The sequence below is a fragment of the Streptomyces sp. NPDC102462 genome, from assembly GCF_044765425.1.
Taxonomy (GTDB): domain Bacteria; phylum Actinomycetota; class Actinomycetes; order Streptomycetales; family Streptomycetaceae; genus Streptomyces.
In genome coordinates this window covers 225,356-251,272 of sequence record NZ_JBIWKB010000006.1, presented here as the reverse complement: position 1 = coordinate 251,272, position 25,917 = coordinate 225,356, and the positions used below count along the sequence as shown (strand labels likewise).

Below are 25,917 nucleotides of genomic sequence, written 5' to 3'. Positions count from 1 at the left end.
GCCTTACGTCTGCCCTGGCTTGGGGATGCCCGGCCCTGCCGCGCCACTCGCGATGTGATCACACTCAGCGAGCACCGCTTACCGGGAAAGACTCAATGCACTGGCGACGAGTCGGGACGGAGAAGCTGAGGAGACCTGGGTGGGGGAGTGATGCCGGCCGACAGCGTTGATCAGGACGGTGGGAAATGATCTACATCAGCGTGGGAAACGATCTCTGAAGGCCACCGCATTGCCGCTGACCAGTGAGTTCCGTCGGTGCCCCACAGCGACAGAGGGCTCATCGTGATCACGGTGGGCCCTTTGTCATGCGTGGACGCGTCTTCTGTCGTGTCCCGCGCGGGGCTTTGTGAAGGTCCCGTGCGGGGCTTCGCCGTGTGACGAGTCTCTCAGCGGACCGTGGGGGTCCGTTGTCCACAGCCGGGCGGTTGTCCACAGGGTCTGACGCGTCGCGGGCACCGGCGGTACGGTCGGCACGAGTTGATGTTCGTGTGCGCTCGGGGGAGGCGGTCGTGATGACCGAGGCAGGGGTGGAAACGGCGGGTACGGCGGCCGGGGCGGGGGCTGAGACGGCGGCTGGCGTTGGGGCCGGGGCCGGGCGCAGGCTTCCGCGGGTGCGCGGCTTCGCCGGGTGGCCGGCGCAGGGGTCGCCCAAGGCCGAGGGCAAGGCGCTGCGGGCGAGCGTGCCGCGCCGCGCGCACAGCGCCCTGGACCTGGACGGCGGCCGTCCGGACGCGGTGAGCGCGGTCGAGGAGTCCAACCGGGACCGCATCGCCGGCCTCGTGCCGATACGGGTGGGCAGGATGGTGGCCACGCCCTTCGCCTTCCTGCGCGGTTCGGCGGGCCTCATGGCCTACGACCTGGCGCGCACGCTCATGACCAGGATCGCCGCCCAGCTCTGCGGCGACGCGCACGCGGCCAACTTCGGCCTGTACGGCGACGCCCGCGGCGGCCTCGTCATCGACCTGAACGACTTCGACGAGACGGTGCACGGACCCTGGGAGTGGGACCTGAAGCGGCTCGCGGCCTCGCTGGTGCTGGCCGGCCGGGAGGCGGGCGCCGACGAGGACACCTGTCGCGCGGCGGCGCACGACACGGCGGGTGCCTACCGGCGCACCATGCGGCTGCTGGCCAAGCTGCCGGCCCTGGACGCGTGGAACGCCATCGCGGACGAGGAACTGGTCTCGCACACCGACGCCCACGATCTGCTGGGCACGCTGGAGCGGGTCTCGGAGAAGGCCCGCGCCAACACCAGCGGCCGGTTCGCGGCGCGCTCCACCGAGAGCGTCGACGAGGGCGGGCGCCGGTTCGTGGACGCGCCGCCGGTGCTGCGGCGCATACCGGACGCCGAGGCGGCGGCGGTGGCGGCGTCCCTGGAGACGTATGTGACGACTCTCTCCGAGGACCGGCTGCCGCTGCTGGCCCGGCACGCGGTGCACGACGTGGCGTTCCGGGTGGTCGGCACGGGCAGCGTGGGCACCCGCTCCTATGTCGTCCTGCTGCTTGACCACCGCGGTGAGCCGCTGGTCCTCCAGGTGAAGGAGGCCCGCCCCTCGGCGCTGCTCCCGCACCTGGCCACGGCCGGCTTCGAGACGCCGTCCGTCGATCACGAGGGCCGCCGGGTGGTGCTCGGCCAGAAGCGGATGCAGGTGGTCAGCGACATCCTGCTGGGCTGGACGACGGTGGACGGCCGCCCCTTCCAGGTGCGTCAGTTCCGCAACCGCAAGGGCAGTGTCGATCCGGCCGCGCTCGCCGCCGACCAGATCGACGACTACGGCCGTATGACCGGCGCCCTGCTGGCCCGTGCCCACTCCCACAGCGCCGACCCGCGCCTGATCGCCGGCTACTGCGGCAAGAGCGAGGAACTGGACGAGGCGGTGGCCGAGTTCGCGGTCGCCTACGCCGACCGCACCGAGGCGGACCACGCGGCACTGGTGGCGGCGGTGCGGTCGGGGCGGATCGCGGCGGAGAGCGGGGTGTGACGGAACGGCGGTCCACGATGCGTGGGGTGCGTGGGCTCTTGGGGTGTGCGTGCGCTAAGTGAGCATATGAGTGTGCAGAGTTACGGAGGTGAAAGGGAAGGCGTGCGTGGGGGATCGGAGCGCGGGTCCCGTGGGGGCTCGGCGTGTGGCCTAAGCAGGTCCAGTGAAGTCTGCTGCGGTTCGACAGCGCCCCGAAGGGGCGCGGGGAACTGCGCGACCAGCCACAACGGTGCCGCAGACGACCGACGGCACATCGCGGCGCATCCAGCGGAGCGCTTAGGCTGGCCAGGTGACGACCCCGGAAGCTGAGCAGTCCCAGGCGCCCCGGCCGGAGGAACGGCTGGAGCGGGCCGTGCGGGCCGCCGAACAAGCGCTGATCGAGTTCGAGATCGCGGTGGAGACCTTCCGCGTCGAGGTCGAGAACTTCTCCCGGCTGCACGAGCAGAAGCTGGGCCCCATGTACGCCCGGCTGGAAGAGCTGGACGCCCAGATCGCCGAGGCCAGGGCCGCCCGGACCGGCGACCCCGAGGACCTGCGCGCAGCGCAGGAGGCGCGGGCCCGCGTCACGCCCATCCCCGGCGTGGAGGAACTGCTGCACGGCTGGATGGACGGGCACGGCCTGTTCCCGGAGGCCGCCGCGATGCTCACCGACCAGGCGGTGCGGCCCCCCGAGCGGGTGCGCCCCAGCGAGGAGGCCCGCAAGCTCTACCGCGAGCTGGCCCGCAAGGCCCACCCTGATCTGGCGCAGCAGGAGGACGAGCGGGCCCGGCGCGAGGAGTTCATCACCCGCGTCAACGCCGCCTACGCCCGCGGTGACGAGGCGCTGCTGCGCGAGCTGGCCGCGGAGTGGGCGGCGGGACCGGCACCCGCCGAGCGGCCCCCGAGCCGCAGCGAGGAGCTTTACGCCCGCCTGGAGTGGCTGGCCCAGCGCAAGGAACTCCTCACCCTGGTCGCCCGCGAACTGGAGGACGGCGCGATCGCGTCCATGCTCCGCCTGGCCCCCGATGACCCCGACGCCCTGCTGGACGAGATCGCCGAGCGGCTTCGGGGCGATGTGGCTCGGCGGGAGGCGGAGCTGGCGGAACTCCTGGCGCAGGGGTAGCCCCGTCGGGTCCGGTGCGCTGCCCGGGGCCGGGTGTCCTTCGGGTAGCGTCGAGGCCATGAGTTTTGGAGCTGGTGTGCCCACGGTCGGGGTCGCGGACCTCAAGGACGGCGACTTCCTGCTGGACGTCCGTGAGGACGACGAGTGGCAGGCGGGCCACGCCGCCGGGGCGCTGCACATCCCCATCAGCGAGTTCGTGGCCCGGTACGGGGAACTGACCGAGGCCGCCCCGCAGGACGGCCGGGTCCATGTGATCTGCCGCTCCGGCGGACGTTCGGCCCAGGCCACGATGTATCTGGTCCAGCAGGGCATCGACGCCGTGAACGTCGACGGCGGCATGCAGGTCTGGCAGGCGGCCGGCCGCCCGGTCGTCACCGACGAGGGCCGGCCGGGGCACGTCCTGTAGCCCCACGGCACGGGCCGGGGCGCGGCGGGTCTCGGCGGCAGGCCTCAGCCCAGGGGGTGCGCGGCGAGCAGGTCGCCCAGCGCCTCCTCGTGCGTAGCGGCCGGGCCGAGCGAGAGTTCCAACTGCTTGGCCCAGGCGTGGTAGCGGTGCAGGGCGTAGTCGGTGTCGGCGCCGAAGCCGCCGTGCAGGTGCTGTGCCGTCTGCACCACCCGGCGGACGCCCTCCGAGGCCCAGATCTTGGCCACGGCGATGTCGCCCTCGGCGGGCAGCGGACCCTGTGTCCCCGAGCTGATCCGCCAGGCGGCCTGCCACAGCGTGGCCTCCATGGCGCGCAGGTCCATATAGCGGTCGGCGGCCTGGACGGCGACGGCCTGGAAACTCGCGATCGGGTGTCCGAACTGCTCCCGCTTGCTCGTGTACGCGCTCGTCATCGTAAGAACCCGCTCGCCCAGCCCGAGCGCCAGCGCACACGTCCCGGTGGTCAGCAGCCCGCGCAGCCACTCCCATGCGCCGTCGGCGTCGATGACGTGGCCCGCGGCGATCCGCGCGGACTCCAGGCGCAGCTCGCCCAGCCGCTCCCCGCTGGTGGAGACCTGCTCGGCGAGGGCCACGCCCGCATGGCCGCGGGGAACCAGGGCGAGCACGGTCCGGCCGGCCTCGGTGCGCGCGGGCACCACCACGAGGTCGGCGCCGTACGCCCAGGGCACCGCCGTCTGCACCCCGTCCAGCACCCAGGCGTCCCCGTCCGGCCGTGCGGTGACGGCCAGTTCGGCCGGGTCGTGGCCGCTGCGCCCGCTCGCGGCGACGGCGAGCACGAGGGTGCCCCGACCCGCGCGGGGCAGCAGCTCGGCCGCCAACTCCCTTTTGCCGTAGGTCTGTACGGCCGCGGCGGCGGCGCTGTGCTCCAGCAGGGGCACGCGCGCCAGCACCTTGGCGGACTCCCGCAGCACCAGGCACAGGGCGATGGCGTCCAGGCCCGCCCCGCCGTACTCCGCGTCAAGCAGCAGGCTGAGCAGGTCCGCCTCGGCCAGCCTGGTCCACAGCGGCCGGTCGAAGTCCTCGGCGACGGCGCCCGTGGTGAGCGCGGGGCTCGGCACCGCGTCCGGTGCCACCCCGGCGAACACCCCCTCGGCCGCCTCGGCCGCCGCCAACTGCTCCTCGGTGAAGGTGAAGTCCACGGTCCTGTCCTCCCGACGGCTCCGCACGCCCGCGTCCCTGACGGACCGTCAAGATAGAACAGGTTCTAGAAGAAGGGAACGGCATGGCGGGCGCCGTCCGTTCGGGATGAGCGATCGGTCGGCTCCGGGCGTGGGCCTCAGCGGTCGAAGTCGAGTTCCACCTTCTCCGTCAGCGGATGCGACTGGCAGGCCAGTACGTATCCGGCCGTCGTCTCCTCGGCCTCCAGGGCGAAGTTGCGGTCCATGCGGACCTCCCCCGAGACCAGGAAGGCCCGGCACGTCCCGCACACCCCGCCCTTGCAGGCGTAGGGCGCGTCGGGCCGGTTGCGCAGGACCGTCTCCAGCAGCGACTCTCCGTCCCGGACCGGCCAGGTCCCGCCGCGGCCGTCGAGCCGGGCGGTGACCGTGCTGTGCGCGGGGGCCGTGACGGGCACCGCCGGGGCGGCACCCGCGTCCACATGGAAGATCTCCTCGTGGATCCGCGCCCGGTCCACCCCGAGATCCCGCAGCGCCCGCTCGGCGCCCTGCACCAGTCCGAACGGCCCGCACAGGAACCATCCGTCCACCGCGTCCACCGGCAGCAGCGCGGGCAGCAGCCCCTTCAGCCGCTCCCGGTCCAGCCGCCCGGAGGGCAGGCCCGCCTGCTGCTCCTCCCGTGAGAGCACCGTCACCAGGTGCAGCCGCCGCGGATGGCGGTCCTTCAGGTCGGCGACCTCCTCCAGGAACATCGTCGAGGCGGCCGTGCGGTCGCTGCGTATCAGACAGAACCGGGCCTCCGGTTCGCGGGCCAGGAGCGTCGAGACGATCGACAGCACCGGGGTGATGCCGCTGCCGCCGACGATCGCCGCGTACCGCCCCGGAGCGGGCTCCAGGGTGAAGCGCCCGGCCGGGGTCATCACCTCCAGCTCGTCGCCTACGTCGATCTCCTTGAGCGCGTACGTCGAGAAGGCGCCGCCCTCCACGAGCCGCACGCCGACCCGCAGGGTGGACGGGTCCTCGGCGCCGGGCGCGGGCGCGGGGGAGCAGATCGAGTAGGTCCGCCGGATGTCCAGGCCGTCGGCCCGGCGGCGCAGGGCGAGATGCTGACCGGGCGCGTGCCGGTACTCCTCGCGCAGGTCGGGCGGGACGGCGAGGGTGAGGGCCACGGAGTCGTCGGTGAGGCGGTCGACCGCGGCCACCGGGAGCGGGTGGAAGCGGGCCATCACAACTCCTTGAAGTGGTCGAACGGTTCACGGCAGGCCCGGCAGCGCCGCAGCGCCTTGCACGCGGTCGAGGAGAAACGGCTCAGCAGCTCGGTGTCGGCCGATCCGCAGTGCGGGCAGCGGACGGGTTCGGGCACAGGGGACGCCGGCGCCTCGGACGCGGTGGCGTGCGTCCGGGTCGGGCCGAGGGCGAGCGGGACCGGACCCGTCTCGCGCCGCACGCGCGGGGGAGCGATGCCGAACTCCCGCAGTTTGCGCCGTCCTTCGTCCGTGATGTCGTCGGTCGACCAGGCGGGTGCGAGCACCGTGCGCACGGTGACCCGGCGCATGCCGTGGCCGCGCAGCACCCGCTCGATGTCCACGGACATCGCCTCGACGGCCGGGCAGCCGGTGTAGGTGGGGGTCAGCTCCACCTCGACGGCGTCCGCGCCCCGCAGGTGCACCGCGCGCACCACGCCCAGCTCCCGGAGGGTGAGCACGGGCAGTTCGGGGTCCGGCACCGAGCCCGCGAGGTCGAGGAGTTCCGCCTCAAGCGGCGTGGCCGTCGTCGTCACCATGACGCCCCCGGATGGCTGCGGTGCAGATGCTGCATCTCGGCGAGCATCCGCCCGAACGGCTCGGTGTGCAGGCCCTGCCGGCCCGCGCCCGCCGACCAGGCACCGGTGCGCGGCCCCTCGGGGACCGTCAGGGTGGCCCGGTGCAGCACGTCACCGACCGACTCCAGCCAGGGCGCCTCCATGGCCGCCCCGTCGGTGTCAAGGCCCGGCACCGGCTGGAACATCTCGCCGGTGAACCGCCACAGGGCCGCACAGGCCCGTGCCATCCGCTCATGGCTGACCTGTGTGCCGTCGCCGAGCCGCAGCGTCCACTGTTCGGCGTGGTCGCGGTGGTAGGCGACCTCCTTGACGGCCTTGGCGGCGAGCGGTGCGAACGGGCCCTTGCCGGCGGCCAGTTCGGCGTACAGCAGGTGCTGGTAGGTGGAGAAGTACAGCTGGCGGACGATGGTGTGGGCGAAGTCGCCGTTCGGCTGCTCGACCAACTGGAGGTTGCGGAAGGCGCGTTCCTCGCGCAGGTACGCCAGTTCGTCCTCGTCGCCGGCCATCGACAGCAGCGCGCGGGCCTGGCCGAGCAGATCCAGCGCGATGTTGGCGAGCGCGACCTCCTCCTCCAGGACGGGCGCGTGGCCTGCCCACTCCCCCAGGCGGTGCGAGAGCACCAGGGCGTCGTCGCCGAGCGCGAGCGCGGCGGCCGTGGGCACGGTGGCGGTCACAGGTGCTTCACCCCTTCCGGGATGTCGTAGAAGGTCGGGTGCCGGTAGGGCTTGTCCGCGGCGGGCTCGAAGAAGGGGTCCTTCTCGTCGGGCGAGGACGCGGTGATCGCGGCCGCCGGGACGACCCAGATCGAGACGCCCTCGCCGCGCCGGGTGTACAGGTCGCGTGCGTTGCGCAGGGCCAGCTCCGCGTCCGGGGCGTGCAGGCTGCCGGCGTGGGTGTGGGAGAGGCCGCGGCGGGAGCGCACGAAGACCTCCCACAGGGGCCAGTCGGTGTCGGTCATGCCCGCGCTCCTCTTGTTCCGCCGTTGTGCTCGGTCGCCGCGCCGTTGTGCTTGGCCGCGTGGGCCGCGGCCGCCTCCCGTACCCAGGCGCCCTCGTCATGTGCCCGGCGGCGCTGGGTGATCCGCTGCTCGTTGCACGGGCCGTTGCCCTTGAGGACCTCCCAGAACTCCGTCCAGTCGATCGCGCCGAAGTCGTGGTGCCCCCGCTCCTCGTTCCAGCGCAGGTCCGGGTCGGGGAGGGTGAGGCCGAGGGACGCCGCCTGGGGCACGCAGATGTCGACGAAGCGCTGACGCAGCTCGTCGTTCGAGTGGCGCTTGATCTTCCAGGCCATCGACTGCGCCGAGTGCTGGGACGCGTCGTCGGGCGGCCCGAACATCATCAGCGAGGGCCACCACCAGCGGTCCACCGCGTCCTGGGCCATCGCGTGCTGCTGCGGGGTGCCGTTGCTGAGGGCGAGCAGCAGCTCGTACCCCTGGCGCTGGTGGAAGGACTCCTCCTTGCAGATGCGGACCATCGCGCGCGCGTAAGGACCGTAGGAGCAGCGGCACAGGGGGACCTGGTTGGTGATGGCCGCGCCGTCCACCAGCCAGCCGATGGCGCCGACGTCGGCCCAGGTCAGCGTGGGGTAGTTGAAGATCGACGAGTACTTCTGGCGACCGCTGTGCAGCTTGTCGAGCAGTTCCTCGCGGCCGGTGCCGAGCGTTTCCGCGGCGCTGTACAGGTACAGGCCGTGGCCCGCCTCGTCCTGGACCTTGGCCATCAGGATGGCCTTGCGGCGCAGCGAGGGGGCGCGGGTGATCCAGTTGGCCTCGGGCTGCATGCCGATGATCTCGGAGTGGGCGTGCTGGGCGATCTGCCGGACCAGCGTCGCGCGGTAGGCGTCGGGCATCCAGTCGCGGGGCTCGATGCGCTCGTCCGCGGCCACGGCGGCGTCGAAGGCGCGCTCGTACGCGGCCGTGCCGGCGGTGTCCTCGGCGTCGTACGCCGCCGTGCCGGCCGTGCGGTGCGCGGCTGCTGTGGCCATGTGGTCCCCCTGACCTCGGCTTCTTCCGGAAAACCGGTACCGACCGATCGTTCGGTCCGTGCGATTCCATGGTGGGCGAGCCGCCGTGAGGTGTCAACCGCTGTGGACAACCCCGGCGACGGCCTGTGGACAACCCGGGCGACCCGGGCGGGGGCGTGGCCGCTCGGGTCGCCCGCCGGTCCCGGAAGTGGTGACGGCCACGTCCGCGAGGGGTGCTTGTGGGCTGCGCTCGGCGGGCGGGGCTGAGTACCGTTCCGTGCGAGCGCCGACGAGTAGGGTTCGCGGGCCATGCGGGCCGCGACGGCGGCCGGACGACGGAGCAGTACGGGATCGGGGCGGAATGGACGCGTACGACACGGACTCGCACGCCCCGCAGGGGCCGGACGGGTCGGACGAGGCGCCACCGCCCGAGCCGCCTCGCGCCACTGGCGGGGCCGGCGGCCCCTCGGCAAACGGCCCGGGAGCCGCATCGCCCGCATCCGCGCTGCCCGCACCGTCCGCATCCGCCCTGCCCGCACCATCCGTACCCGGACCTTCTGCCGCCGAGGTGTCGCGGCTCGCGCCTGCTGGGACTGCGGAGGCCGGGTTCGAGGCCCTGCCCGAACCCGTGGCCGGACCCCAACCCGGTCCCGCCCCCGAATCTGAACCTCAACCGGGACCCGGGGAAGCGGCCGGCGTCGCGCGCCGTACCGGTGTCGGGGCGCTGTCCCCGCCGTACCAGATCGGCGCCGCCCTGGCACTGGCGGTCGTCGCCGTCGCCGCCTGCGTGCACCTCGCCATGGTGTTCCTGAGTGTCGCGCCCGCCAACACGGTCACGAAGCAGCACGGCAAGGCGATCGAGGAATGGATCTACCCGGAGTTCGAGCAGAACTGGAAGCTGTTCGCGCCGAACCCGTTGCAGCAGAACATCGCCGTCCAGGTCCGGGCGCAGGTCCGCACGGCCGGCGGTGACATCGAGACGACCGGCTGGTACGACCTGTCCGCGCGGGACGGCGAGGCCATCGACGGCAGCCTGCTGCCCAGCCACACCGAGCAGAACGAACTGCGCCGGGCCTGGGACTTCTACATCGCCACGCACGACGGCGACAACCGTCCCGTGGGCCTGCGCGGCGCGCTCTCCGAGCAGTACGTGCGGCGGATCGCGGTGATGCGGCTGTACCGGGAGGACGCGGCCGGCCGGGCGGGCACCGTCCAGCGCGTCCAGGTCCGCTCGCGCACCACCAATGTGCCGCCGCCCGCATGGAGCGACGAGAAGGTCTCCGGCACGCCGGTCCACCGGGTGCTGCCGTGGTGGACGGTCACCGCCGACGAGGCCGCGGGAGGCGTGCGGTGAACCGTCTCGCCCTGTCGGTCTCGCGCGGTATCGCCCGCGTCACGGAATCCCCGCTCGGCCCCTATCAGTCCGCCGTCATCCGCATCGGCTTCTCCGCGACCTGGCTGCTGTTCCTGCTGCGCGAGTTCCCGCACCGCCAGGAGCTGTACGGGCCCGACGGCCCCTGGAGCTGGGATCTCGCCCAGCAGCTGACCTCGGTCAACGAGGCGTTCACGGCGCTGCTGTGGTCGGACGGGCGGATCTGGTTCGAGGTCTGCTACCTGCTCGCCGTCCTCTCCTGCGTCCTGCTGCTGCTGGGCTGGCGCTCGCGCACGTCGTCGGTGCTGTTCATGGTCGGCGTGCTCTCGCTGCAGAACCGCAGCGTCTTCATGGGCGACGGCGGCGACAACGTGCTGCACCTGATGTCGATATACCTGGTGTTCACGCGCTGCGGCCGGGTGTGGTCCCTGGACGCGCGGCGGGCGGCGCGCGGTGAGGCGGCACGCGCGCGTGGGGAGCGGGTCCACGACCGTACGGGGCCGGTCCTGTGGGCGGGGTTCGGCCTGGTGCTCGGCGCGGTGACCCTGGCCGGCCGGCTCGGCAGCGGCTGGCTGGTGCCCGCCCTCCTGTGGACGGTGTGGGCGGCGCTGGCACTGTGGTGGCTGGTCGGGCGGTTCGCGGCGGGCGGCGAGCCGCGGATCCTGCTGGACGTGATCGCCAACGTCGTGCACAACGGCGCGCTCTTCGTGATCATGGCGGAGGCGTGTCTGATCTACGCCACGGCCGGCTGGTACAAGATCCAGGGCTCGCGCTGGCAGGACGGCACCGCCGTCTACTACCCGCTGCACCTCGACTCCTTCTCGCCCTGGCCCGCGCTCGCCGACCTGCTGTCCGCCAACGGCACCGTGGTGATGCTGGTGACGTACGGGACGGTCATCGTGCAGGTCGCCTTCCCGTTCACGCTGTTCAACCGGCGGGTCAAGAACGTCCTGCTGGCCGCGATGATGACGGAGCACGCGGTGATCGCGGTGGTGCTGGGGCTGCCGTTCTTCTCGCTGGCGATGATCGCGACGGACGCCGTCTTCCTGCCCACGTCGTTCCTGCGCCGGCTCGGCGGCCGGGTGGCACGTGTGCGGCCGGTCCGGCTCCGGGACGGTGGCGCTGCCGCCGCGCGGGCGACCGGAACGGAACGGGAACCCGAGCCGGAGCCGGCCGCCGGGGCGCCGCAGCCCTGAGCCCTCGGCGGCATTGCGCAGCCGCAAGCCCGGCGGTCCCGCGCGTGGGAGGTCGTCTCGTGGCGGTCCCAGGTGCGGGGCCTGCCCTCCGCGGGCCCGTGCGCCCACCGAAGGGCTTCCGCCGGCGTTCCGCGCCGCGGCAGGCGTCGCACCGTGCCACGTAGGCTTCCGGCATGACCGACCCCGTGACCCTGTGGCGCGCGCACGCCGGCTCCGCCGTGCTGCTCGACGGCTTCCACGCCCTCAAGCACGCCCTCCGCTTCGGGGCCGAGGTCCCGGTGGCCGTCACCACCGACCGAGCGGCGGCGCTGGGTCTGGCGCAGGAGCTGGCCCCGGACGTGCGGGACGCCCTGGACGCGCTGCTGGCCGAGGTGCCGGAGCCGGCGTACGCGTCCCTGGTGGCCCGGCCGCATCCGACCGCGGTCGCTGCCCTGGCCGTACGGCCGTCCCGGCAGGCCGGTCTGCGGGCGCTCGCCCGCACGCCACGGCGGGCTCCCGTCGTGGTGCTCGACAACCCGCGCAACCTGGGCAACGCGGGGGCCGTGATCCGGCTCGCCGCCGGTTTCGGGGCCACCGGGGTCGTCACCACCGGCACGCTCGACCCCTGGCATCCCACGGTCGTGCGCGGCGGGGCGGGCCTGCACTTCGCGACCGTGGTGGAGCGGCTGGCCGTCGAGGAGCTGCCACTGGGACCGCTGTTCGCCCTCGACCCCGAGGGCGAGGACATCCGGGGCACGAAGCTGCCGGACGACGCCGTACTGGCCTTCGGGTCGGAGCGCAGCGGGCTGTCCGCCGCGGTGCGCGCGCGTGCCGACCATCTGCTGGCCCTGCCGATGCGCTCCCAGGTCTCCAGCTACAACCTCGCCACCAGTGTGGCGATGACGCTGTACCACTGGAGCGCCACCGGGGGCGCGCCCCGCTCCGCCTAGCGGTCCCGGGCCTCCCGGCGCACCTCCACCATCCGGAAGCGGTTCGCGACGAACGCGCCGTCGCACAGGGCGGCGTTGGCCGCCGGGTTGCCGCCCGAGCCGTGGAAGTCGGAGAAGGCGGCGGTCTGGTTGACGTACACCCCGCCGGTGAGGTTGAAGGACAGCTGGGCCGCCTCCTCCAGACAGACCTCCTGGACGGCCTCCTCGACCTGCGGGTCGGTCGTGTACGCGCCGACGGTCATCGCGCCCTTCTCGCGGATCGTGCGGCGCAGCAGTTCGACCGCGCCGGCCGGCGAGTCGACGGCGACGGCGAAGGAGACCGGCCCGAAGCACTCGCTCATGTAGGCGGCCTCGTCGTCCGGCTTGGCGCCGTCCAGTTTGACGATCACCGGTGTGCGTACGACCGCGTTCGGAAAGTCCGGGTTGGTGATCTCGCGTGCGGCCAGGGCCACCTCGCCGAGGCCGGCGGCGGCCTCCAGACGGGCCTTGACGTCCGGGTTGACGATGGCGCCGAGCAGGCCGTTCGCGCGCGCGTCGTCCCCGAGCAGGCCGTCGACCGCGCGGGCGAGGTCGGCGACCACCTCGTCGAAGGTCTTGGGGCCCTCGTCGGTGCGGATGCCGTCCCGGGGGATGAGCAGGTTCTGCGGGGTGGTGCACATCTGGCCGCTGTACAGGGACAGCGAGAAGGCCAGGTTGGACAGCATCCCCTTGTAGGCGTCGGTCGACTCCACGATGACCGTGTTGACGCCCGCCTTCTCCGTGTAGACCTGCGCCTGGCGGGCGTTGGCCTCCAGCCAGTCGCCGAAGGAGGTGGAGCCCGTGTAGTCGATGATCCTGATCTCCGGGCGGGTGGCCAGGGTCTTCGCGATGCCCTCGCCGGGCCGCTCGGCGGCCAGTGCCACCAGGTTCGGGTCGAAGCCCGCCTCCGCCAGCGCGTCACGGGCGATCCGCACGGTGAGCGCGAGCGGCAGCACCGCGCGCGGGTGCGGCTTCACCAGGACCGCGTTGCCGGTGGCGAGGGAGGCGAACAGACCCGGGTAGCCGTTCCAGGTGGGGAAGGTGTTGCAGCCGATGACCAGTGCGATGCCGCGCGGGACCGCGGTGAACCGCTTGGTCAGCTCCAGCGGGTCGCGCTTGCCCTGGGGCTTGGTCCACTGTGCCGTGCCGGGCGTGCGGACCTGTTCCGCGTACGCGTACGCCACCGCCTCCAGGCCGCGGTCCTGGGCGTGCGGGCCGCCCGCCTGGAACGCCATCATGAACGCCTGGCCGCTGGTGTGCATCACCGCGTGCGCGAACTCGTGTGTCCGGTCGCTGATGCGCTGAAGGATCTCCAGGCAGACCGCGGCCCGCGTCTCGGGGCCCGCGTCCCGCCAGGCGCGCTGGCCGGCCTTCATCGCGGGCAGCAGCGTGTCGAGGTCGGGGTGCGGGTAGGTCACGCCCAACTCGATGCCGTACGGGGAGACTTCGCCGCCGACCCAGTCGTCGGTGCCGGGCTGGCCGAGGTCGAGGCGGGTGCCGCGGACGGCGTCGAAGGCGGCCTTGCCCGCGGCGGCGTCGAGGCTGCCGCCTTCCCCGTACGCCTTGGGGTGCTCGGGGTGCGGGGACCAGTACGCGCGCGTGCGGATCGCCTCCAGCGCCTGGTCGAGGGTGGGCCGGTGCTTGGCGATCAGTGCGTGCTCGGTGGGTGGGGCGGCCATGCGGGACCAACTCCTCGTCTCAAGAACTCGTCGTCGAGCTCATGACCTGTGCGGAAACGTGGGCAGGGACGCTCGGTCAGAGTTAGAGTAACCGAACGATCGGTCGGGACAAGGGGGTCCGCCGCATCTGTGGAAAACGTCGTGCGGGAGGATCGCGCACATGACAGCACTCGACCTCAGCAGCCCCGTGGCCGTCGTCGGCACCGGCACCATGGGCCAGGGCATCGCCCAGGTCGCGCTGGTCGCGGGCCACCCCGTGCGGCTGTACGACGCCGTACCCGGGCGGGCCGCGGAAGCCGCCGCGGCGATCGGCGCCCGCCTCGACCGGCTCGTGGCGAAGGACCGGCTGACCGGGGCCGACCGGGACGCGGCCCGCGCCCGCCTCCTGCCCGCCGACGACCTCGCCGCACTCGCCGACTGCGCGCTGGTCGTGGAGGCCGTGCTGGAGCGGCTGGACGTCAAGCAGGACCTGTTCCGCGAACTGGAGGGCATCGTCGCCGACGACTGCCTGCTCGCCACCAACACCTCGTCCCTGTCGGTGACGGCCGTCGCCGGCGCCCTGCGCAGCCCGGGGCGCCTCGTCGGTCTGCACTTCTTCAACCCGGCGCCGCTGCTGCCGCTGGTCGAGGTCGTCTCCGGGTTCGCCACCGACGTCACCTCGGCCACGCGCGCGTACGAGACCGCCCGCGCCTGGGGCAAGACGCCGGTGGCCTGCGCGGACACCCCGGGTTTCATCGTGAACCGGATAGCCAGGCCCTTCTACGCCGAGGCCTTCGCGGTCCACGAGGCACAGGCCGCCGACCCCGCCACCATCGACGCCGTCCTGCGCGAGTGCGGCGGCTTCCGGATGGGTGCCTTCGAACTGACCGACCTCATCGGACAGGACGTCAACGAGTCGGTCACGCACTCCGTGTGGCAGTCGTTCTTCCAGGACGTGCGCTTCACGCCCTCGCTGGCCCAGCGCCGGCTCGTGGAGTCCGGCCGGCTCGGCCGCAAGTCGGGGCAGGGCTGGTACGACTACGCCGAGGACGCCGAGCGTCCCGAGCCGCACACCGCCGAGCCGCGGCAGGCGCCCGCGTACGTCGTCGCCGAGGGCGACCTGGGACCGGCGGCCGACCTGCTCGCCCTGATCCGCGAGGCGGGCATCCAGGTCAGCCAGGAGGAAGAGGACCACGGCAGCCGCCTGGTGCTGCCCGGCGGTGGTCAGCTGGTCCTCGCCGACGGGCAGACCTCGGTGGAGTTCCGGGACGTCGTCTACTTCGACTTCGCGCTCGACTACCGCAGGGCCACCCGCGTCGCGCTGTCCGCCTCCCAGGACACCTCCCCGCAGACCCTCGCCGAGGCCATCGGCCTCTTCCAGGCGCTCGGCAAGGACGTCAGCGTCATCGGTGACGTACCGGGCATGATCGTCGCCCGCGCCGTGGCGCGCATCATCGACCTGGCGCACGACGCCGTGGCCAAGGGAGTCGCCACCGAGGAGGACATCGACACCGCGATGCGCCTGGGCGTCAACTACCCCCTCGGACCCTTCGAATGGAGCCGCAGGCTCGGCCGCAGCTGGGCCTACGACCTGCTGGACGACCTGCACCTGCGCGACCCCTCCGGCCGCTACGCGCCCTCTCTCGCGCTCTACCGCCATGCGTACGCCACCGACAAGCGGGAGGGCAGCACCTCATGACCACCGCAAGACGCGACACGTACACCCCCGAGACGCTGCTCTCGGTGGCCGTCCAGGTGTTCAACGAGCGCGGCTACGACGGCACGTCGATGGAGCACCTGTCCAAGGCGGCCGGCATCTCCAAGTCGTCCATCTACCACCATGTCGCCGGCAAGGAGGAGCTGCTGCGCCGCGCGGTCAGCCGGGCGCTGGACGGGCTCTTCGGCATCCTGGACGAGGAGCACGCGCGCGTGGGGCGGGCCGCGGACCGCCTGGAGTACGTCGTGCGGCGCATGGTCGAGGTCCTCATATCCGAGCTGCCCTATGTGACGCTGCTGCTGCGGGTGCGCGGCAACACCGCCACCGAGCGCTGGGCCCTGGAGCGGCGCCGCGACTTCGACCACCGGGTGGCCGAACTGCTGAAGGCCGCCGCCGCCGACGGGGACGTGCGCGAGGACGTGGAGGTGCGGCTCGCGACCCGGCTGGTCTTCGGGATGATCAACTCGATCGCCGAGTGGTACCGGCCCGACGGGCGCGGCACCACGGAGCGTGATGTGGCCGACGCGGTGGTGCGCCTGGTGTTCTCCGGGCTGCGCCGGGGCTGACGTCAGCCGATCGGCTCCAGGTCCTCCTCCTCGAACACCAGCAGCGTGCGCGTGCTGAGCACTTCCGGGATCGCCTGGAGCCGGGTGAGCACCAGCTCGCGCAGGGCCCTGTTGTCCGGCGTGTGCACCAGGAGCAGCACATCGAAGTCGCCGCCCACCAGCGCGATGTGGGAGGCGCCGGGCAGCTCCCGCAACTGCTCGCGCACGGTGCGCCACGAGTTCTGCACGATCTTCAGGGTGATGTAGGCCGATGTGCCCTGGCCGGCGCGTTCGTGGTCGACGCGGGCCCCGAAGCCGCGGATGACGCCGTCCTCGACGAGACGGTTGATGCGGGCGTAGGCGTTGGCGCGTGAGACGTGGACGCGCTCGGCGACGGACCGTATGGACGCGCGGCCGTCCGACTGGAGGATCTGGAGGATGTCCTGATCAATGGCGTCCAGCGGGCGCGGGGGCGGCAGTACGGCACCGGCCTCGGGGCCCTCGGCCATTTGTTCAGGTGCCATGTCCTCCTGCCTTCCCAGCATGGACGTAGTGCGTTCATTTGAAGCTGTGGAGAACCGTTTGTCCACAGCCTGGAGGTGCCTGTAGCCAAAATGTGCCGACGACCGAACAATCGGTAGGTGAGGCGGGTCACAGCCGACACGCCTCCCGTAGCCGCTTCCCACCAGGAGGTGCCGTCATGACGGTCATGGAGCAGCGGGGCGCGTACCGGCCATCGCCGCCGCCCGCCTGGCAGCCCCGTACGGACCCCGCGCCGCTGCTGCCCGACGCCGAGCCCTACCGCGTCCTCGGCACCGACGCGGCCACGCAGGCCGACCCCGAACTGCTCCTGCGGCTGTACGCCCAGCTGGTGCGCGGCCGTCGCTACAACATCCAGGCCACCGCCCTCACCAAGCAGGGCCGGCTCGCGGTCTACCCCTCCAGCACCGGCCAGGAGGCCTGCGAGGTCGCCGCCGCGCTGGTCCTGAAGGACCGTGACTGGCTCTTCCCCAGCTACCGCGACACCCTCGCCGTCGTCGCCCGCGGTGTCGACCCCGTCGAAGCACTCACCCTGCTGCGCGGCGACTGGCACACCGGCTACGACCCCTACGAGCACCGCGTGGCCCCGCTGAGCACCCCGCTCGCCACCCAGCTCCCGCACGCCGTCGGCCTCGCCCACGCCGCCCGCCTCAAGGGCGACGACGTCGTCGCGCTCGCCATGGTCGGCGACGGCGGCACCAGCGAGGGCGACTTCCACGAGGCCCTGAACTTCGCCGCCGTCTGGCAGGCACCGGTCGTCTTCCTGGTGCAGAACAACGGCTTCGCCATCTCCGTACCGCTCGCCAAGCAGACCGCCGCGCCCTCCCTGGCCCACAAGGCCGTCGGCTACGGCATGCCGGGCCGGCTGGTCGACGGCAACGACGCCGCCGCCCTGCACGAGGTCCTTGCCGACGCCGTACGGCACGCGCGCGAGGGCGGCGGTCCGACGCTCGTCGAGGCGGTCACCTACCGCATGGACGCCCACACCAACGCCGACGACGCGACCCGCTACCGCACCGACGCCGATGTCGCGGCCTGGCGCGACCACGACCCCGTGCTGCTGCTGGAACGGGAGCTGACCGCCCGCGGACTGCTCGGTGAGGACGGGGTCGCGGCCGCCCGCGAGGACGCCGAGGCGATGGCGGCGCACCTGCGCGACCGCATGAACCAGGACGCCGCACTCGACCCCATGGACCTGTTCGCCCACGTCTACGCCGAACCCACCCCGCAACTGCGGGAGCAGCAGGCCATGTTGGCGGCGGAGCTGGCGGCCGGGCAGGAAGGCGGTGACCGATGACCACCGTCGCCGTCAAGCCCGCCACCATGGCGCAGGCACTCACGCGCGCGTTGCGCGACGCGCTGGCCGCCGACCCGTCGGTGCACGTCATGGGCGAGGACGTCGGCACGCTCGGCGGCGTCTTCCGGGTCACGGACGGGCTCGCCCGGGAGTTCGGCGAGGACCGCTGCACCGACACCCCGCTGGCCGAGGCCGGCATCCTCGGCACGGCCGTCGGCATGGCGATGTACGGGCTGCGCCCGGTCGTGGAGATGCAGTTCGACGCGTTCGCCTACCCGGCGTTCGAGCAACTGGTCAGCCATGTGGCCCGGATGCGCAACCGCACCCGCGGTGCGATGCCCCTGCCGATCACCGTCCGCATCCCCTACGGCGGCGGCATCGGCGGAGTCGAGCACCACAGCGACTCCTCCGAGGCGTACTACATGGCGACTCCGGGGCTTCATGTCGTCACGCCCGCGACCGTCGCCGACGCCTACGGTCTGCTGCGCGCCGCCATCGCCTGCGACGATCCGGTCGTCTTCCTCGAACCCAAGCGGCTGTACTGGGCCAAGGACACCTGGGACCCCGAGCACCCGGCGGCCGTCGAACCGATCGGCCGCGCGGTGGTGCGCCGCCCGGGCCGGAGCGCCACGCTCATCACCTACGGGCCGTCCGTGCCGGTCTGCCTGGAGGCCGCCGAGGCGGCACGGGCGGAGGGCTGGGACCTCGAAGTCGTCGACCTGCGCTCCCTGGTGCCGTTCGACGACGAGACGGTCAGTGCGTCGGTCCGGCGGACCGGGCGCGCGGTGGTGGTGCACGAGTCGGGCGGGTACGGCGGACCGGGCGGGGAGATCGCGGCGCGCGTCACGGAGCGGTGCTTCCACCATCTGGAGGCGCCGGTGCTGCGCGTGGCCGGGTTCGACATCCCCTATCCGCCGCCGATGCTGGAGCGGCACCATCTGCCCGGTGTCGACCGGATCCTGGACGCGGTGGCGCGGCTGCAGTGGGAGGCCGAGGGCTGATGGCTCAGGTGCTGGAGTTCAAGCTCCCCGACCTCGGGGAGGGGCTGACCGAGGCGGAGATCGTCCGCTGGCTGGTCGAGGTGGGCGACGTGGTCGTCGTCGACCAGCCGGTCGTGGAGGTGGAGACGGCCAAGGCGATGGTCGAGGTGCCGTGCCCCTACGGCGGTGTGGTCACGGCCCGCTTCGGCGAGGAGGGCAGCGAACTGCCCGTAGGGGCGCCGCTGTTGACGGTCGCGGTGGGCCCCGACTCCTCGGACGGCGAGCCCGAGGGCTCGGGCAACGTGCTGGTCGGCTACGGCACGGGGGCGCCCGCGGCGCGCCGGCGCCGGGTGCGGCCGACGCCCGGCGGGGCCACGGCGGGCGGCGCGGTGGCGCGCGACGAGGCGGCGCGCGGTTCGGCGGGCGCCCGGACGGGCCTCCCCGCGGCGAACGGCTCTCCCGCGCAGGGGCAGGCGCAAGGACCGGCCCAGGTGCAGGCTCCGGCCCCGGTCGCGGCCCCGGCGCAGGGTCCGGCGCCGGCCGCGCCTGGATCTCAAGGCCAGGCCCGGCCTCAGGACTCGGCACGCGCACAGGACCCGGCCAGGGATCAGGATGCGGCCCGGGAGCGGAGTGGGGTCACGGGAGTCGGTCCGGTGGCGCCCGGTGCCGATTCCGGGGGCGGCGGTCCGGCCGAGGCTCGGCTGCGCGGAACCGCGCGGGCCGCCGAGGGTCCGGTGCCCGTGATCTCCCCTCTGGTCCGCCGGCTCGCCCGGGAGGGCGGCGTGGATCTGCGGCAGCTGACCGGCTCCGGACCCGACGGGCTGATCCTGCGCGCGGACGTCGAGCGGGCGCTCCGGGCCGCCGCGACGGCCGGCGGACGCACCACAGCCGTGCCCACCGCCGGACCCGCCGCACCTGCAGCGCCCACCGGACCCGCCGCGCCTGCAGCGCCCACCGGACCCGCCGCGCCTGCAGCGCCCACCGGACCCGCCGCGCCTGCAGCGCCCGCCGGGGCGCCCGTCGCGTCGGCCACCCCGTTCGCCCCGGTGGCCGAACCGACTCGCGCATCGGCCGGCACGGCCGTCCGCATCCCGCTCAAGGGGGTCCGCGGCGCCGTCGCCGACAAGCTCTCCCGCAGCCGCCGGGAGATCCCGGACGCCACTTGCTGGGTGGACGCCGACGCGACCGAACTCCTGACCGCGCGGGCGGCGATCAACGCGGCGGGCGGCCCGAAGGTCTCCCTGCTCGCGCTCCTCGCCCGGATCTGCACCGCTGCCCTGGCCCGGTTCCCCGAGCTGAACTCCACCGTCGACACCGAGGCCCGGGAGATCGTCCGCCTCGACCGCGTCCACCTCGGGTTCGCCGCACAGACCGAGCGCGGACTGGTCGTACCCGTCGTACGCGACGCACATGAACGCGACGCCGAGGGGCTGACCGCGGAGTTCGCCCGGCTGACCGAGGCCGCCCGGTCCGGCACGCTGACCCCCGGGGAACTCACCGGCGGCACCTTCACGTTGAACAACTACGGAGTGTTCGGCGTCGACGGCTCCACACCGATCATCAACCACCCCGAGGCGGCCATGCTCGGCGTCGGCCGCATCGCCGCCAAGCCCTGGGTGCACCAGGGCGAGCTGGCGGTGCGGCAGGTCGTCCAGCTCTCGCTCACCTTCGACCACCGGGTCTGCGACGGCGGCACCGCGGGCGGCTTCCTGCGCCAGGTGGCGGACTGCGTCGAGCAGCCGGTGGTGCTGCTGCGGACGCTGTGACCGGGCGGGCGGCCACCGGGGCCCACGCGGCCCACGCGGGCGCCCCCCGGAGATCACGAGCGCTCTCCCCGGAGACGACGACCACCCCCGTCGGTTCCCTGTGATCAGCTCGGCACGCATACTCGGGGGGTGACCGAGAACGCCCCCGCCGCCGGGACGACCGAGCCGTACGACGCCGTCGTCCTGGCCGGCGGCGCAGCCCGGCGGCTCGGCGGGGCCGACAAACCCGGCCTGCGGATCGGCGGGCGGCCCCTGCTCGACCGGGTGCTCGCCGCCTGCGCCACGGCCCGTACGACCGTCGTCGTCGCCGACCCCCGCCCCACCGGGCGCCCGGTGCGCTGGGCGCGCGAGGAGCCCGCCGGAGCCGGACCGGTCGCCGCGCTCGACGCCGGGCTGCGGCACACCGACACGGAATGCGCGGTCGTCCTCTCCGCCGACCTGCCGTTCCTGGAAGCCACCACGGTGAGCGGGCTGTTGACGGCTCTGCGCACCACCGGCGCCGAGGGCGCGCTGCTCACCGACGCGGACGGCCGCGACCAGCCGCTCGTGGCCGCGTACCGCACGGCCGCGCTGCGCCGCGAACTGACGACGCTCGGCGCTGCCCACGGGGGTCTCGCCGGGCTGCCGCTGCGCCGGCTCACCGGCGCGCTCGACCTCACCCGCGTCCCGGACCCGCTCGCGTCCTTCGACTGCGACACCTGGGACGACATCGCCACGGCCAGGGCACGGATCAGGGAGCATGGGCACGTGTTGGATGAATGGATCTCCGCAGTCAAGGACGAGCTGGGCATCGACCTGGACGTCGACACCGGCGTCCTGCTCGATCTCGCCCGCGACGCCGCCCACGGGGTGGCACGCCCCGCCGCACCGCTGACCACCTTCCTCGTCGGCTATGCCGCCGCGCAGGGCAAGGGCGGACCCGAGGCGGTCGCCGAAGCCGCCCGCAAGGCCGCCGCGCTGGCGCTGCGCTGGGAGGAAGAGAACGACGCCGCCCGGACCGGGGACGCGGGCCCCGGCGACCGGCCCGATCCGGGCCCCGACGCCTGATGACCGCCCATGGCATCCGGGCCGGCAGACCCGCAGCGGACACCGACGACCTCGACGTCGAGGAGGCGCTTGCCCTCGTGAGGGAGCACAGGCCACTCGGAGAGCCCGGCGGCGACCGCGGCTCCACCCCCGCGGGCCGGACGCCCGCGCCCGCACCCACGGACGGGCACCGGGCCACCCCCTGGCCCCGCGCCCGGGAGATCGCCGCCCGCGCCGCCCGGTCCGGTGCCCGCGGCGCCCCGGTCTCCGTGCCGCTCGCCGACGCCCTCGGCCTGGTCCTCGCCGCCCCTCTCGACGCGCTCACCGACCTGCCCTCCTTCGACACCTCCGCGATGGACGGCTGGGCGGTCGCCGGTCCCGGCCCCTGGTCGGTCCGGGACGAGGGCGTCCTGGCGGGCCAGGCACAGCCCGAGCCGTTGACGGACGGCGAGGCCGTGCGCATCGCGACCGGCGCCCGTATCCCGGCCGACACCACCGCGGTCCTGCGCTCCGAGCACGGTCGCACGGACCCCAAGGGGCGGCTGCACGCCGCACGCGAGGTCGGCCACGGCCAGGACATCCGGCCGCGCGGCCAGGAGTGCCGCACCGGCGACCAGTTGCTGCCTGTCGGCACCCTGGTCACCCCCGCGGTCCTGGGCCTGGCGGCCGCCGCCGGATACGACGCGGTCACCGTCGTCCCCCGCCCCCGCGCCGAAGTGTTCGTCCTCGGTGACGAGTTGCTGACCAAGGGACTGCCGCACGAGGGCCTGATCCGTGACGCGCTCGGCCCGATGCTGCCGCCCTGGCTGCGCGCGCTCGGCGCCGAGGTCATCGCCCTGCGGCGGCTCGGGGACGACGCCGACGCCCTGCGCAAGGCCCTCACCCTGTCCGACGCGGACCTCGTCGTCACCACCGGCGGCACCGCGGCCGGCCCGGTCGACCATCTCCACCCCACCCTGGACCGGATCGGCGCCGAACTCCTCGTCGACGGGGTCCAGGTGCGCCCCGGCCATCCCATGCTGCTGGCCCGCACCAAGGAGAACCAGCACGTCGTCGGTCTCCCCGGAAACCCGCTCGCGGCCGTCTCCGGGCTGCTCACGCTGGCCGAGCCCCTGGTGCGCACCCTGGCCGTCCACCCCGCCCCCGAGCCCTATGCGATGCCCCTGTGGGAGGCGGTGCAGGGGCATCCGCACGACACCCGGCTGGTTCCCGTCGCGGTGCGCGGTGACCGTGCCATGCCGCTGCACTACAACGGTCCGGCGATGCTGCGCGGTGTCGCCGCCGCCGACGCGCTGGCGGTCGTGCCGCCGGGCGGGGCGCAGCAGGGCCAGGAGACGGAGCTGCTAGACCTGCCGTGGGCGTCCGCCGGGATCGGGGCGTGTTTCACGTGAAACTTCCCGGCCACGACGCCATAGCCCGCCAGGCGGACGAGCACCTGGTCACCCATCGGGTGAAACTCCCGAGGAAGGTGGTCGAGCGCCCGATCCGCCAGGTCGTCAAGCGGCTGGTCATGGCCCTGGTGGTCCTGGTCGTGACCGCGTTGATCGTCTATGCCGACCGTGACGGCTACACCGACAACTCGGACGGTTCCGTCGACCTCCTCGACGCCTTCTACTACGCCACGGTCACCCTCTCCACCACCGGTTACGGTGACATCACCCCGGTCAGCGACGGCGCCCGGCTGACCAATATCTTCCTCATCACACCGTTGCGCGTCCTGTTCCTGATCATCCTGGTGGGCACCACGCTGGAGGTCCTGACCGAACGCACACGGGAAGAATGGCGTCTGAACCGCTGGAGGGCCACCTTGCGTGACCACACCGTCGTCATCGGCTTCGGTACGAAGGGGCGGTCGGCGATCCAGACCGTCTGTGCGACCGGCCTGAAGAAGGAACAGGTCGTCGTGGTCGACCCCAGTTCCAAGGTGGTCGACGCGGCAACCGCCGAGGGGTACGCGGGGATCGTCGGCGACGCCACACGCAGCGATGTGCTCAAGCGGGCCGAGGTGCACAAGGCCCGGCAGATCATCATCGCCCCGCAGCGCGACGACACGTCCGTCCTCGTCACACTGACGGCCCGGCAGCTCAACCGCGGGGCGAAGATCGTGGCCGCGGTGCGTGAGGAGGAGAACGCGCCGCTGCTCAAGCAGTCCGGCGCCGACGCCGTCATCACCAGCGCCAGCGCGGCCGGCCGGCTGCTCGGTCTGTCCGTGCTCAGCCCGGCCGCGGGCATGGTCATGGAGGACCTGATCCAGCAGGGCAGCGGGCTGGACCTCATCGAGCGCCCGGTGGTCAAGGCCGAGGTCGGCAAGACCCCACGGCAGACGGACGACCTGGTGGTGAGCGTCGTACGCGGGCACCGGGTGCTCGGCTACGACGATCCGTCCGTCGGCACGCTCCAGTTGACCGACCGTCTGATCACGATCGTGCGGGCGACGCCGGCGCCGCAGATCGCTCCCGACATCCGCCCGATGCCCCGCGCCTGAGCCCGCGGCCGGGCGGCCGGTCTCTAACGCCGGTTGTACAGCCGCATTGTGATCGGGCCGAAGACCAGCAGGAACAGGCCCGACCAGCCCAGCGTCCAGGCGATCTCGGCGGCCGGCCAGTCACCGGCCATCAACTCCCGCACCCCGGAGGACAGATGGGTGACCGGGCTGTTGTTGACGAACGCCTGCAGCCAGCCCGGCATGGTCTTCGGGTCGACGAAGACGTTGGACAGGAAGGTGAGCGGGAAGATCACCATCATGCTGACGCCCATCACCGACTTCTCGGTGCGCAGCATCAGCCCGAACATCGTCCAGATCCACGAGAACGCGAACGAGAAGACCAGCAGCAGTGCGATCCCGGCGATCACGCCCGGTGCGCCGCCGTCCGGGCGGTAACCGAGGATCAGACCGACCGTGAGCATCACCAGCGAGGCGATCGTGTAGCGCAGGGCGTCGCCGAGCAGATAGCCGACCATGGTCGCCGGCCGCCACACGGGCAGGGTGCGGAACCGGTCGAACACGCCCTTCTCGATGTCCGTGTTCACCGAGACACCGGTGTACATCGTGATCATCACGACCGACATCACCATGATGCCCGGCAGCAGGAACTGCACGTACTCCCGCGTCGAACCGGCCAGCGCACCGCCGAAGAGGTAGGTGAACATCAGCAGGTTCATGATCGGGAAGGCGGTCACGTCGAAAAGCTGCTCCGGCACATGCTTGATCTTGAGGATCGCGCGCCAGCCGAAGGTCATCGACGCCGACAGCGCGCTGGGCCGGGGCGGGCGGCGCTCGGCGACCAGCAGCGAGGCCAGCGACTCCGCGCTGACCGGGGCGAGTTCCTTGCTGTCGGTGGTCGTCGCGGTGCTCATGCCGTCACCTCGTCCTTCGTCGGCCGGTGGCCCTTGCTCGGCTCGTGCGTGTCGTGCCCGGTCAGGGCGAGGAACACCTCGTCCAGGCTGGGCTGCCCCAGCGCGAAGGTGTCGACGGTGACGCCGGTGCGGGCGAGTTCGCCCAGGGCCCGGGCGGCCTGCTCGGCCGCCGTACCGCTCGTCTCCGTGTTCAGCCGGGCGGTCAGCGCCACCGGGTCGGGCTCCGGCTGCACCTGGGCGTCCAGGGTGCGCCGCAGCACCTCCGCGGCCGTGGACCGCTGTCCCGGATCGCGCAGCCGCACATGGACGGAGCCGGCCCCGACGGACGCCTTCAGCTCGCCCTTCGTGCCCTCGGCGATCACCCGGCCCCGGTCGATGACGGCGATACGGGACGCCAACTGGTCGGCCTCGTCCAGATACTGCGTGGTCAGCAGCACCGTCGTGCCCTGCGCGACCACGGCCCGCACGATCTCCCACACCTGATTGCGGCTGCGCGGGTCGAGACCCGTCGTGGGCTCGTCGAGGAAGAGCAGATCGGGGGTGCTGAGGATGGACGCGGCGATGTCGATGCGGCGCCGCATGCCGCCCGAGTAGTGCTTGACCTGCTTGCCGGCCGCGTCCGTCAGGCCGAAGGCCGCCAGCAGCCGCTCGGCGCGCTGCCGCGCGGCCTTCTTGCCGTGCCCGAGGAGGCGGCCGAGCAGCACCAGGTTCTCGGTGCCGGTGAGGTCTTCGTCCACGGAGGCGTACTGCCCGGTCAGGCTCACCCGGGCCCGCACCTCGTCGGCCTCGCGCACCACGTCACGGCCGAAGACGTGCGCCTCGCCGGCGTCGGGGCGCAGCAGCGTGGCGAGCATCTTCACGGTGGTCGTCTTGCCCGCGCCGTTCGGGCCGAGGACGCCGTAGACCGTGCCGGCCGGCACGGCGAGGTCGACTCCGTCGACGGCCCGCGTCTCGCCGAACCTCTTCACCAGGCCGGCCGTCTCGATCGCGAGCCCGGACGTCTGCGTGCTCATACGTCGGTCCTTCCGCTTCTGCGGTCTTGGGATACGTATGGGAAGACCTTTACCTTCGCGAGAACTCATCGCCCGGCG

General features: G+C 73.0%; 24 protein-coding genes. 14 read left to right on the top strand and 10 right to left on the bottom strand.

All coding sequences use genetic code 11. The features are described from left to right. Nucleotides 1-512 precede the first annotated feature (512 nt). The 3 genes from ACIRFL_RS08240 (at nucleotide 513) to ACIRFL_RS08230 (ending at nucleotide 3,487) form a co-directional block, all read left to right on the top strand. Nucleotides 513-1,979, top strand: coding sequence for a DUF2252 domain-containing protein (locus ACIRFL_RS08240; RefSeq protein WP_404025291.1), 1,467 nt, complete (start codon nucleotides 513-515; stop codon nucleotides 1,977-1,979). Between the two features lie 289 nt (nucleotides 1,980-2,268). Continuing rightward, nucleotides 2,269-3,081 carry a hypothetical protein gene (locus ACIRFL_RS08235; RefSeq protein WP_404025290.1) on the top strand — a complete coding sequence of 271 codons (813 nt, stop codon included), beginning with the start codon at nucleotides 2,269-2,271 and terminating at the stop codon, nucleotides 3,079-3,081. 76 nt (nucleotides 3,082-3,157) lie between these two features. Continuing rightward, nucleotides 3,158-3,487, top strand: a complete 330-nt coding sequence (locus tag ACIRFL_RS08230; protein ID WP_404025316.1) for a rhodanese-like domain-containing protein — start codon at nucleotides 3,158-3,160, stop codon at nucleotides 3,485-3,487. Nucleotides 3,488-3,531: 44 nt separating this feature from the next. Here the strand turns inward: ACIRFL_RS08230 and ACIRFL_RS08225 are convergent, their stop codons facing one another. The 6 genes from ACIRFL_RS08225 to paaA form a co-directional block, all read right to left on the bottom strand. After that, a complete protein-coding gene (locus ACIRFL_RS08225; RefSeq protein WP_404025313.1) occupies nucleotides 3,532-4,665 on the bottom strand; it encodes an acyl-CoA dehydrogenase family protein in 1,134 nt (377 codons plus the stop codon). Nucleotides 4,666-4,802: 137 nt separating this feature from the next. After that, nucleotides 4,803-5,867 carry a 2Fe-2S iron-sulfur cluster-binding protein gene (locus ACIRFL_RS08220; RefSeq protein ID WP_404025287.1) on the bottom strand — a complete coding sequence of 355 codons (1,065 nt, stop codon included), beginning with the start codon at nucleotides 5,865-5,867 and terminating at the stop codon, nucleotides 4,803-4,805. Continuing rightward, the gene (gene paaD, locus ACIRFL_RS08215; RefSeq protein WP_404025286.1) at nucleotides 5,867-6,424 is read right to left on the bottom strand and encodes a 1,2-phenylacetyl-CoA epoxidase subunit PaaD; all 558 of its coding nucleotides are present in this window, start codon (nucleotides 6,422-6,424) and stop codon (nucleotides 5,867-5,869) included. Before paaD ends, ACIRFL_RS08220 begins: the two co-directional genes overlap by 1 nt. Beyond that, on the bottom strand, nucleotides 6,418-7,137 hold the full coding sequence (paaC, locus tag ACIRFL_RS08210; RefSeq protein ID WP_404025285.1) for a 1,2-phenylacetyl-CoA epoxidase subunit PaaC: 720 nt from the start codon (nucleotides 7,135-7,137) through the stop codon (nucleotides 6,418-6,420). The genes paaD and paaC overlap by 7 nt, the downstream gene beginning before the upstream one ends. Continuing rightward, complete coding sequence (gene paaB, locus ACIRFL_RS08205; protein WP_404025283.1) at nucleotides 7,134-7,421, bottom strand: 1,2-phenylacetyl-CoA epoxidase subunit PaaB; 288 nt, start codon at nucleotides 7,419-7,421, stop codon at nucleotides 7,134-7,136. Before paaB ends, paaC begins: the two co-directional genes overlap by 4 nt. Continuing rightward, entirely contained in the window at nucleotides 7,418-8,446 is a 1,029-nt protein-coding gene (paaA, locus tag ACIRFL_RS08200) for a 1,2-phenylacetyl-CoA epoxidase subunit PaaA (protein WP_404025280.1), read from the bottom strand. The genes paaB and paaA overlap by 4 nt, the downstream gene beginning before the upstream one ends. Nucleotides 8,447-8,786: 340 nt before the next feature. On the opposite strand from paaA, the gene ACIRFL_RS08195 reads away from it, so the two are divergent. The 3 genes from ACIRFL_RS08195 to ACIRFL_RS08185 all read left to right on the top strand — a co-directional run bounded on the left by ACIRFL_RS08195 (nucleotide 8,787) and on the right by ACIRFL_RS08185 (nucleotide 11,922). Continuing rightward, nucleotides 8,787-9,779, top strand: a complete 993-nt coding sequence (locus ACIRFL_RS08195) for a DUF5819 family protein (protein WP_404025279.1) — start codon at nucleotides 8,787-8,789, stop codon at nucleotides 9,777-9,779. Continuing rightward, entirely contained in the window at nucleotides 9,776-10,993 is a 1,218-nt protein-coding gene (locus tag ACIRFL_RS08190) for an HTTM domain-containing protein (protein WP_404025276.1), read from the top strand. The genes ACIRFL_RS08195 and ACIRFL_RS08190 overlap by 4 nt, the downstream gene beginning before the upstream one ends. A 173-nt stretch (nucleotides 10,994-11,166) precedes the next feature. Continuing rightward, entirely contained in the window at nucleotides 11,167-11,922 is a 756-nt protein-coding gene (locus tag ACIRFL_RS08185; protein WP_404025274.1) for a TrmH family RNA methyltransferase, read from the top strand. Here the strand turns inward: ACIRFL_RS08185 and paaN are convergent. Continuing rightward, entirely contained in the window at nucleotides 11,919-13,619 is a 1,701-nt protein-coding gene (gene paaN, locus ACIRFL_RS08180; protein WP_404025273.1) for a phenylacetic acid degradation protein PaaN, read from the bottom strand. The genes ACIRFL_RS08185 and paaN overlap by 4 nt on opposite strands. Before the next feature lie 160 nt (nucleotides 13,620-13,779). Here paaN and ACIRFL_RS08175 point away from each other — a divergent pair, with 160 nt between their 5' ends. Together ACIRFL_RS08175 and ACIRFL_RS08170 are read left to right on the top strand one after the other, a co-directional pair. Next, a complete protein-coding gene (locus ACIRFL_RS08175) occupies nucleotides 13,780-15,297 on the top strand; it encodes a 3-hydroxyacyl-CoA dehydrogenase (RefSeq protein WP_404025271.1) in 1,518 nt (505 codons plus the stop codon). Further along, the gene (locus ACIRFL_RS08170) at nucleotides 15,294-15,881 is read left to right on the top strand and encodes a TetR/AcrR family transcriptional regulator (protein ID WP_404025268.1); all 588 of its coding nucleotides are present in this window, start codon (nucleotides 15,294-15,296) and stop codon (nucleotides 15,879-15,881) included. The genes ACIRFL_RS08175 and ACIRFL_RS08170 overlap by 4 nt, the downstream gene beginning before the upstream one ends. A gap of 2 nt (nucleotides 15,882-15,883) precedes the next feature. Here the strand turns inward: ACIRFL_RS08170 and ACIRFL_RS08165 are convergent, their stop codons facing one another. After that, the gene (locus ACIRFL_RS08165) at nucleotides 15,884-16,384 is read right to left on the bottom strand and encodes an Lrp/AsnC family transcriptional regulator (RefSeq protein WP_404025265.1); all 501 of its coding nucleotides are present in this window, start codon (nucleotides 16,382-16,384) and stop codon (nucleotides 15,884-15,886) included. A gap of 176 nt (nucleotides 16,385-16,560) precedes the next feature. Between ACIRFL_RS08165 and pdhA the strand changes: the two genes are divergently transcribed. From pdhA to ACIRFL_RS08135, 6 genes are all read left to right on the top strand, one after another. After that, nucleotides 16,561-17,697 (top strand): pyruvate dehydrogenase (acetyl-transferring) E1 component subunit alpha, encoded by a 1,137-nt coding sequence (pdhA, locus tag ACIRFL_RS08160; protein WP_404025263.1) that lies wholly within the window; start codon nucleotides 16,561-16,563, stop codon nucleotides 17,695-17,697. Next, the gene (locus tag ACIRFL_RS08155) at nucleotides 17,694-18,698 is read left to right on the top strand and encodes an alpha-ketoacid dehydrogenase subunit beta (RefSeq protein ID WP_404025261.1); all 1,005 of its coding nucleotides are present in this window, start codon (nucleotides 17,694-17,696) and stop codon (nucleotides 18,696-18,698) included. Before pdhA ends, ACIRFL_RS08155 begins: the two co-directional genes overlap by 4 nt. After that, on the top strand, nucleotides 18,698-20,443 hold the full coding sequence (locus tag ACIRFL_RS08150; protein WP_404025259.1) for a dihydrolipoamide acetyltransferase family protein: 1,746 nt from the start codon (nucleotides 18,698-18,700) through the stop codon (nucleotides 20,441-20,443). The genes ACIRFL_RS08155 and ACIRFL_RS08150 overlap by 1 nt, the downstream gene beginning before the upstream one ends. 129 nt (nucleotides 20,444-20,572) lie before the next feature. Further along, complete coding sequence (locus ACIRFL_RS08145) at nucleotides 20,573-21,490, top strand: NTP transferase domain-containing protein (RefSeq protein ID WP_404025256.1); 918 nt, start codon at nucleotides 20,573-20,575, stop codon at nucleotides 21,488-21,490. Then, on the top strand, nucleotides 21,490-22,860 hold the full coding sequence (locus ACIRFL_RS08140; RefSeq protein ID WP_404025253.1) for a molybdopterin molybdotransferase MoeA: 1,371 nt from the start codon (nucleotides 21,490-21,492) through the stop codon (nucleotides 22,858-22,860). Before ACIRFL_RS08145 ends, ACIRFL_RS08140 begins: the two co-directional genes overlap by 1 nt. Then, on the top strand, nucleotides 22,848-23,954 hold the full coding sequence (locus ACIRFL_RS08135) for a potassium channel family protein (RefSeq protein WP_404025250.1): 1,107 nt from the start codon (nucleotides 22,848-22,850) through the stop codon (nucleotides 23,952-23,954). Before ACIRFL_RS08140 ends, ACIRFL_RS08135 begins: the two co-directional genes overlap by 13 nt. A 23-nt stretch (nucleotides 23,955-23,977) precedes the next feature. On the opposite strand, the gene ACIRFL_RS08130 is transcribed toward ACIRFL_RS08135, so the two are convergent. Both ACIRFL_RS08130 and ACIRFL_RS08125 read right to left on the bottom strand, forming a co-directional pair. Continuing rightward, entirely contained in the window at nucleotides 23,978-24,826 is an 849-nt protein-coding gene (locus ACIRFL_RS08130) for an ABC transporter permease (RefSeq protein ID WP_404025249.1), read from the bottom strand. Further along, nucleotides 24,823-25,839 (bottom strand): ATP-binding cassette domain-containing protein, encoded by a 1,017-nt coding sequence (locus ACIRFL_RS08125; RefSeq protein ID WP_404025247.1) that lies wholly within the window; start codon nucleotides 25,837-25,839, stop codon nucleotides 24,823-24,825. Before ACIRFL_RS08125 ends, ACIRFL_RS08130 begins: the two co-directional genes overlap by 4 nt. Nucleotides 25,840-25,917: the final 78 nt, after the last annotated feature.

Coding starts and splice junctions, on each gene's coding strand:
- ACIRFL_RS08240 (WP_404025291.1), top strand. CDS start 513: ATGACCGAGGCAGGGGTGGAAACGGCGGGTACGGCGGCCGGGGCGGGG.
- ACIRFL_RS08220 (WP_404025287.1), bottom strand. CDS start 5,867: ATGGCCCGCTTCCACCCGCTCCCGGTGGCCGCGGTCGACCGCCTCACC.
- paaD (WP_404025286.1), bottom strand. CDS start 6,424: ATGGTGACGACGACGGCCACGCCGCTTGAGGCGGAACTCCTCGACCTC.
- paaB (WP_404025283.1), bottom strand. CDS start 7,421: ATGACCGACACCGACTGGCCCCTGTGGGAGGTCTTCGTGCGCTCCCGC.
- paaA (WP_404025280.1), bottom strand. CDS start 8,446: ATGGCCACAGCAGCCGCGCACCGCACGGCCGGCACGGCGGCGTACGAC.
- ACIRFL_RS08195 (WP_404025279.1), top strand. CDS start 8,787: ATGGACGCGTACGACACGGACTCGCACGCCCCGCAGGGGCCGGACGGG.
- ACIRFL_RS08185 (WP_404025274.1), top strand. CDS start 11,167: ATGACCGACCCCGTGACCCTGTGGCGCGCGCACGCCGGCTCCGCCGTG.
- paaN (WP_404025273.1), bottom strand. CDS start 13,619: ATGGCCGCCCCACCCACCGAGCACGCACTGATCGCCAAGCACCGGCCC.
- ACIRFL_RS08175 (WP_404025271.1), top strand. CDS start 13,780: ATGACAGCACTCGACCTCAGCAGCCCCGTGGCCGTCGTCGGCACCGGC.
- ACIRFL_RS08170 (WP_404025268.1), top strand. CDS start 15,294: ATGACCACCGCAAGACGCGACACGTACACCCCCGAGACGCTGCTCTCG.
- ACIRFL_RS08165 (WP_404025265.1), bottom strand. CDS start 16,384: ATGGCACCTGAACAAATGGCCGAGGGCCCCGAGGCCGGTGCCGTACTG.
- pdhA (WP_404025263.1), top strand. CDS start 16,561: ATGACGGTCATGGAGCAGCGGGGCGCGTACCGGCCATCGCCGCCGCCC.
- ACIRFL_RS08155 (WP_404025261.1), top strand. CDS start 17,694: ATGACCACCGTCGCCGTCAAGCCCGCCACCATGGCGCAGGCACTCACG.
- ACIRFL_RS08150 (WP_404025259.1), top strand. CDS start 18,698: ATGGCTCAGGTGCTGGAGTTCAAGCTCCCCGACCTCGGGGAGGGGCTG.
- ACIRFL_RS08140 (WP_404025253.1), top strand. CDS start 21,490: ATGACCGCCCATGGCATCCGGGCCGGCAGACCCGCAGCGGACACCGAC.
- ACIRFL_RS08130 (WP_404025249.1), bottom strand. CDS start 24,826: ATGAGCACCGCGACGACCACCGACAGCAAGGAACTCGCCCCGGTCAGC.
- ACIRFL_RS08125 (WP_404025247.1), bottom strand. CDS start 25,839: ATGAGCACGCAGACGTCCGGGCTCGCGATCGAGACGGCCGGCCTGGTG.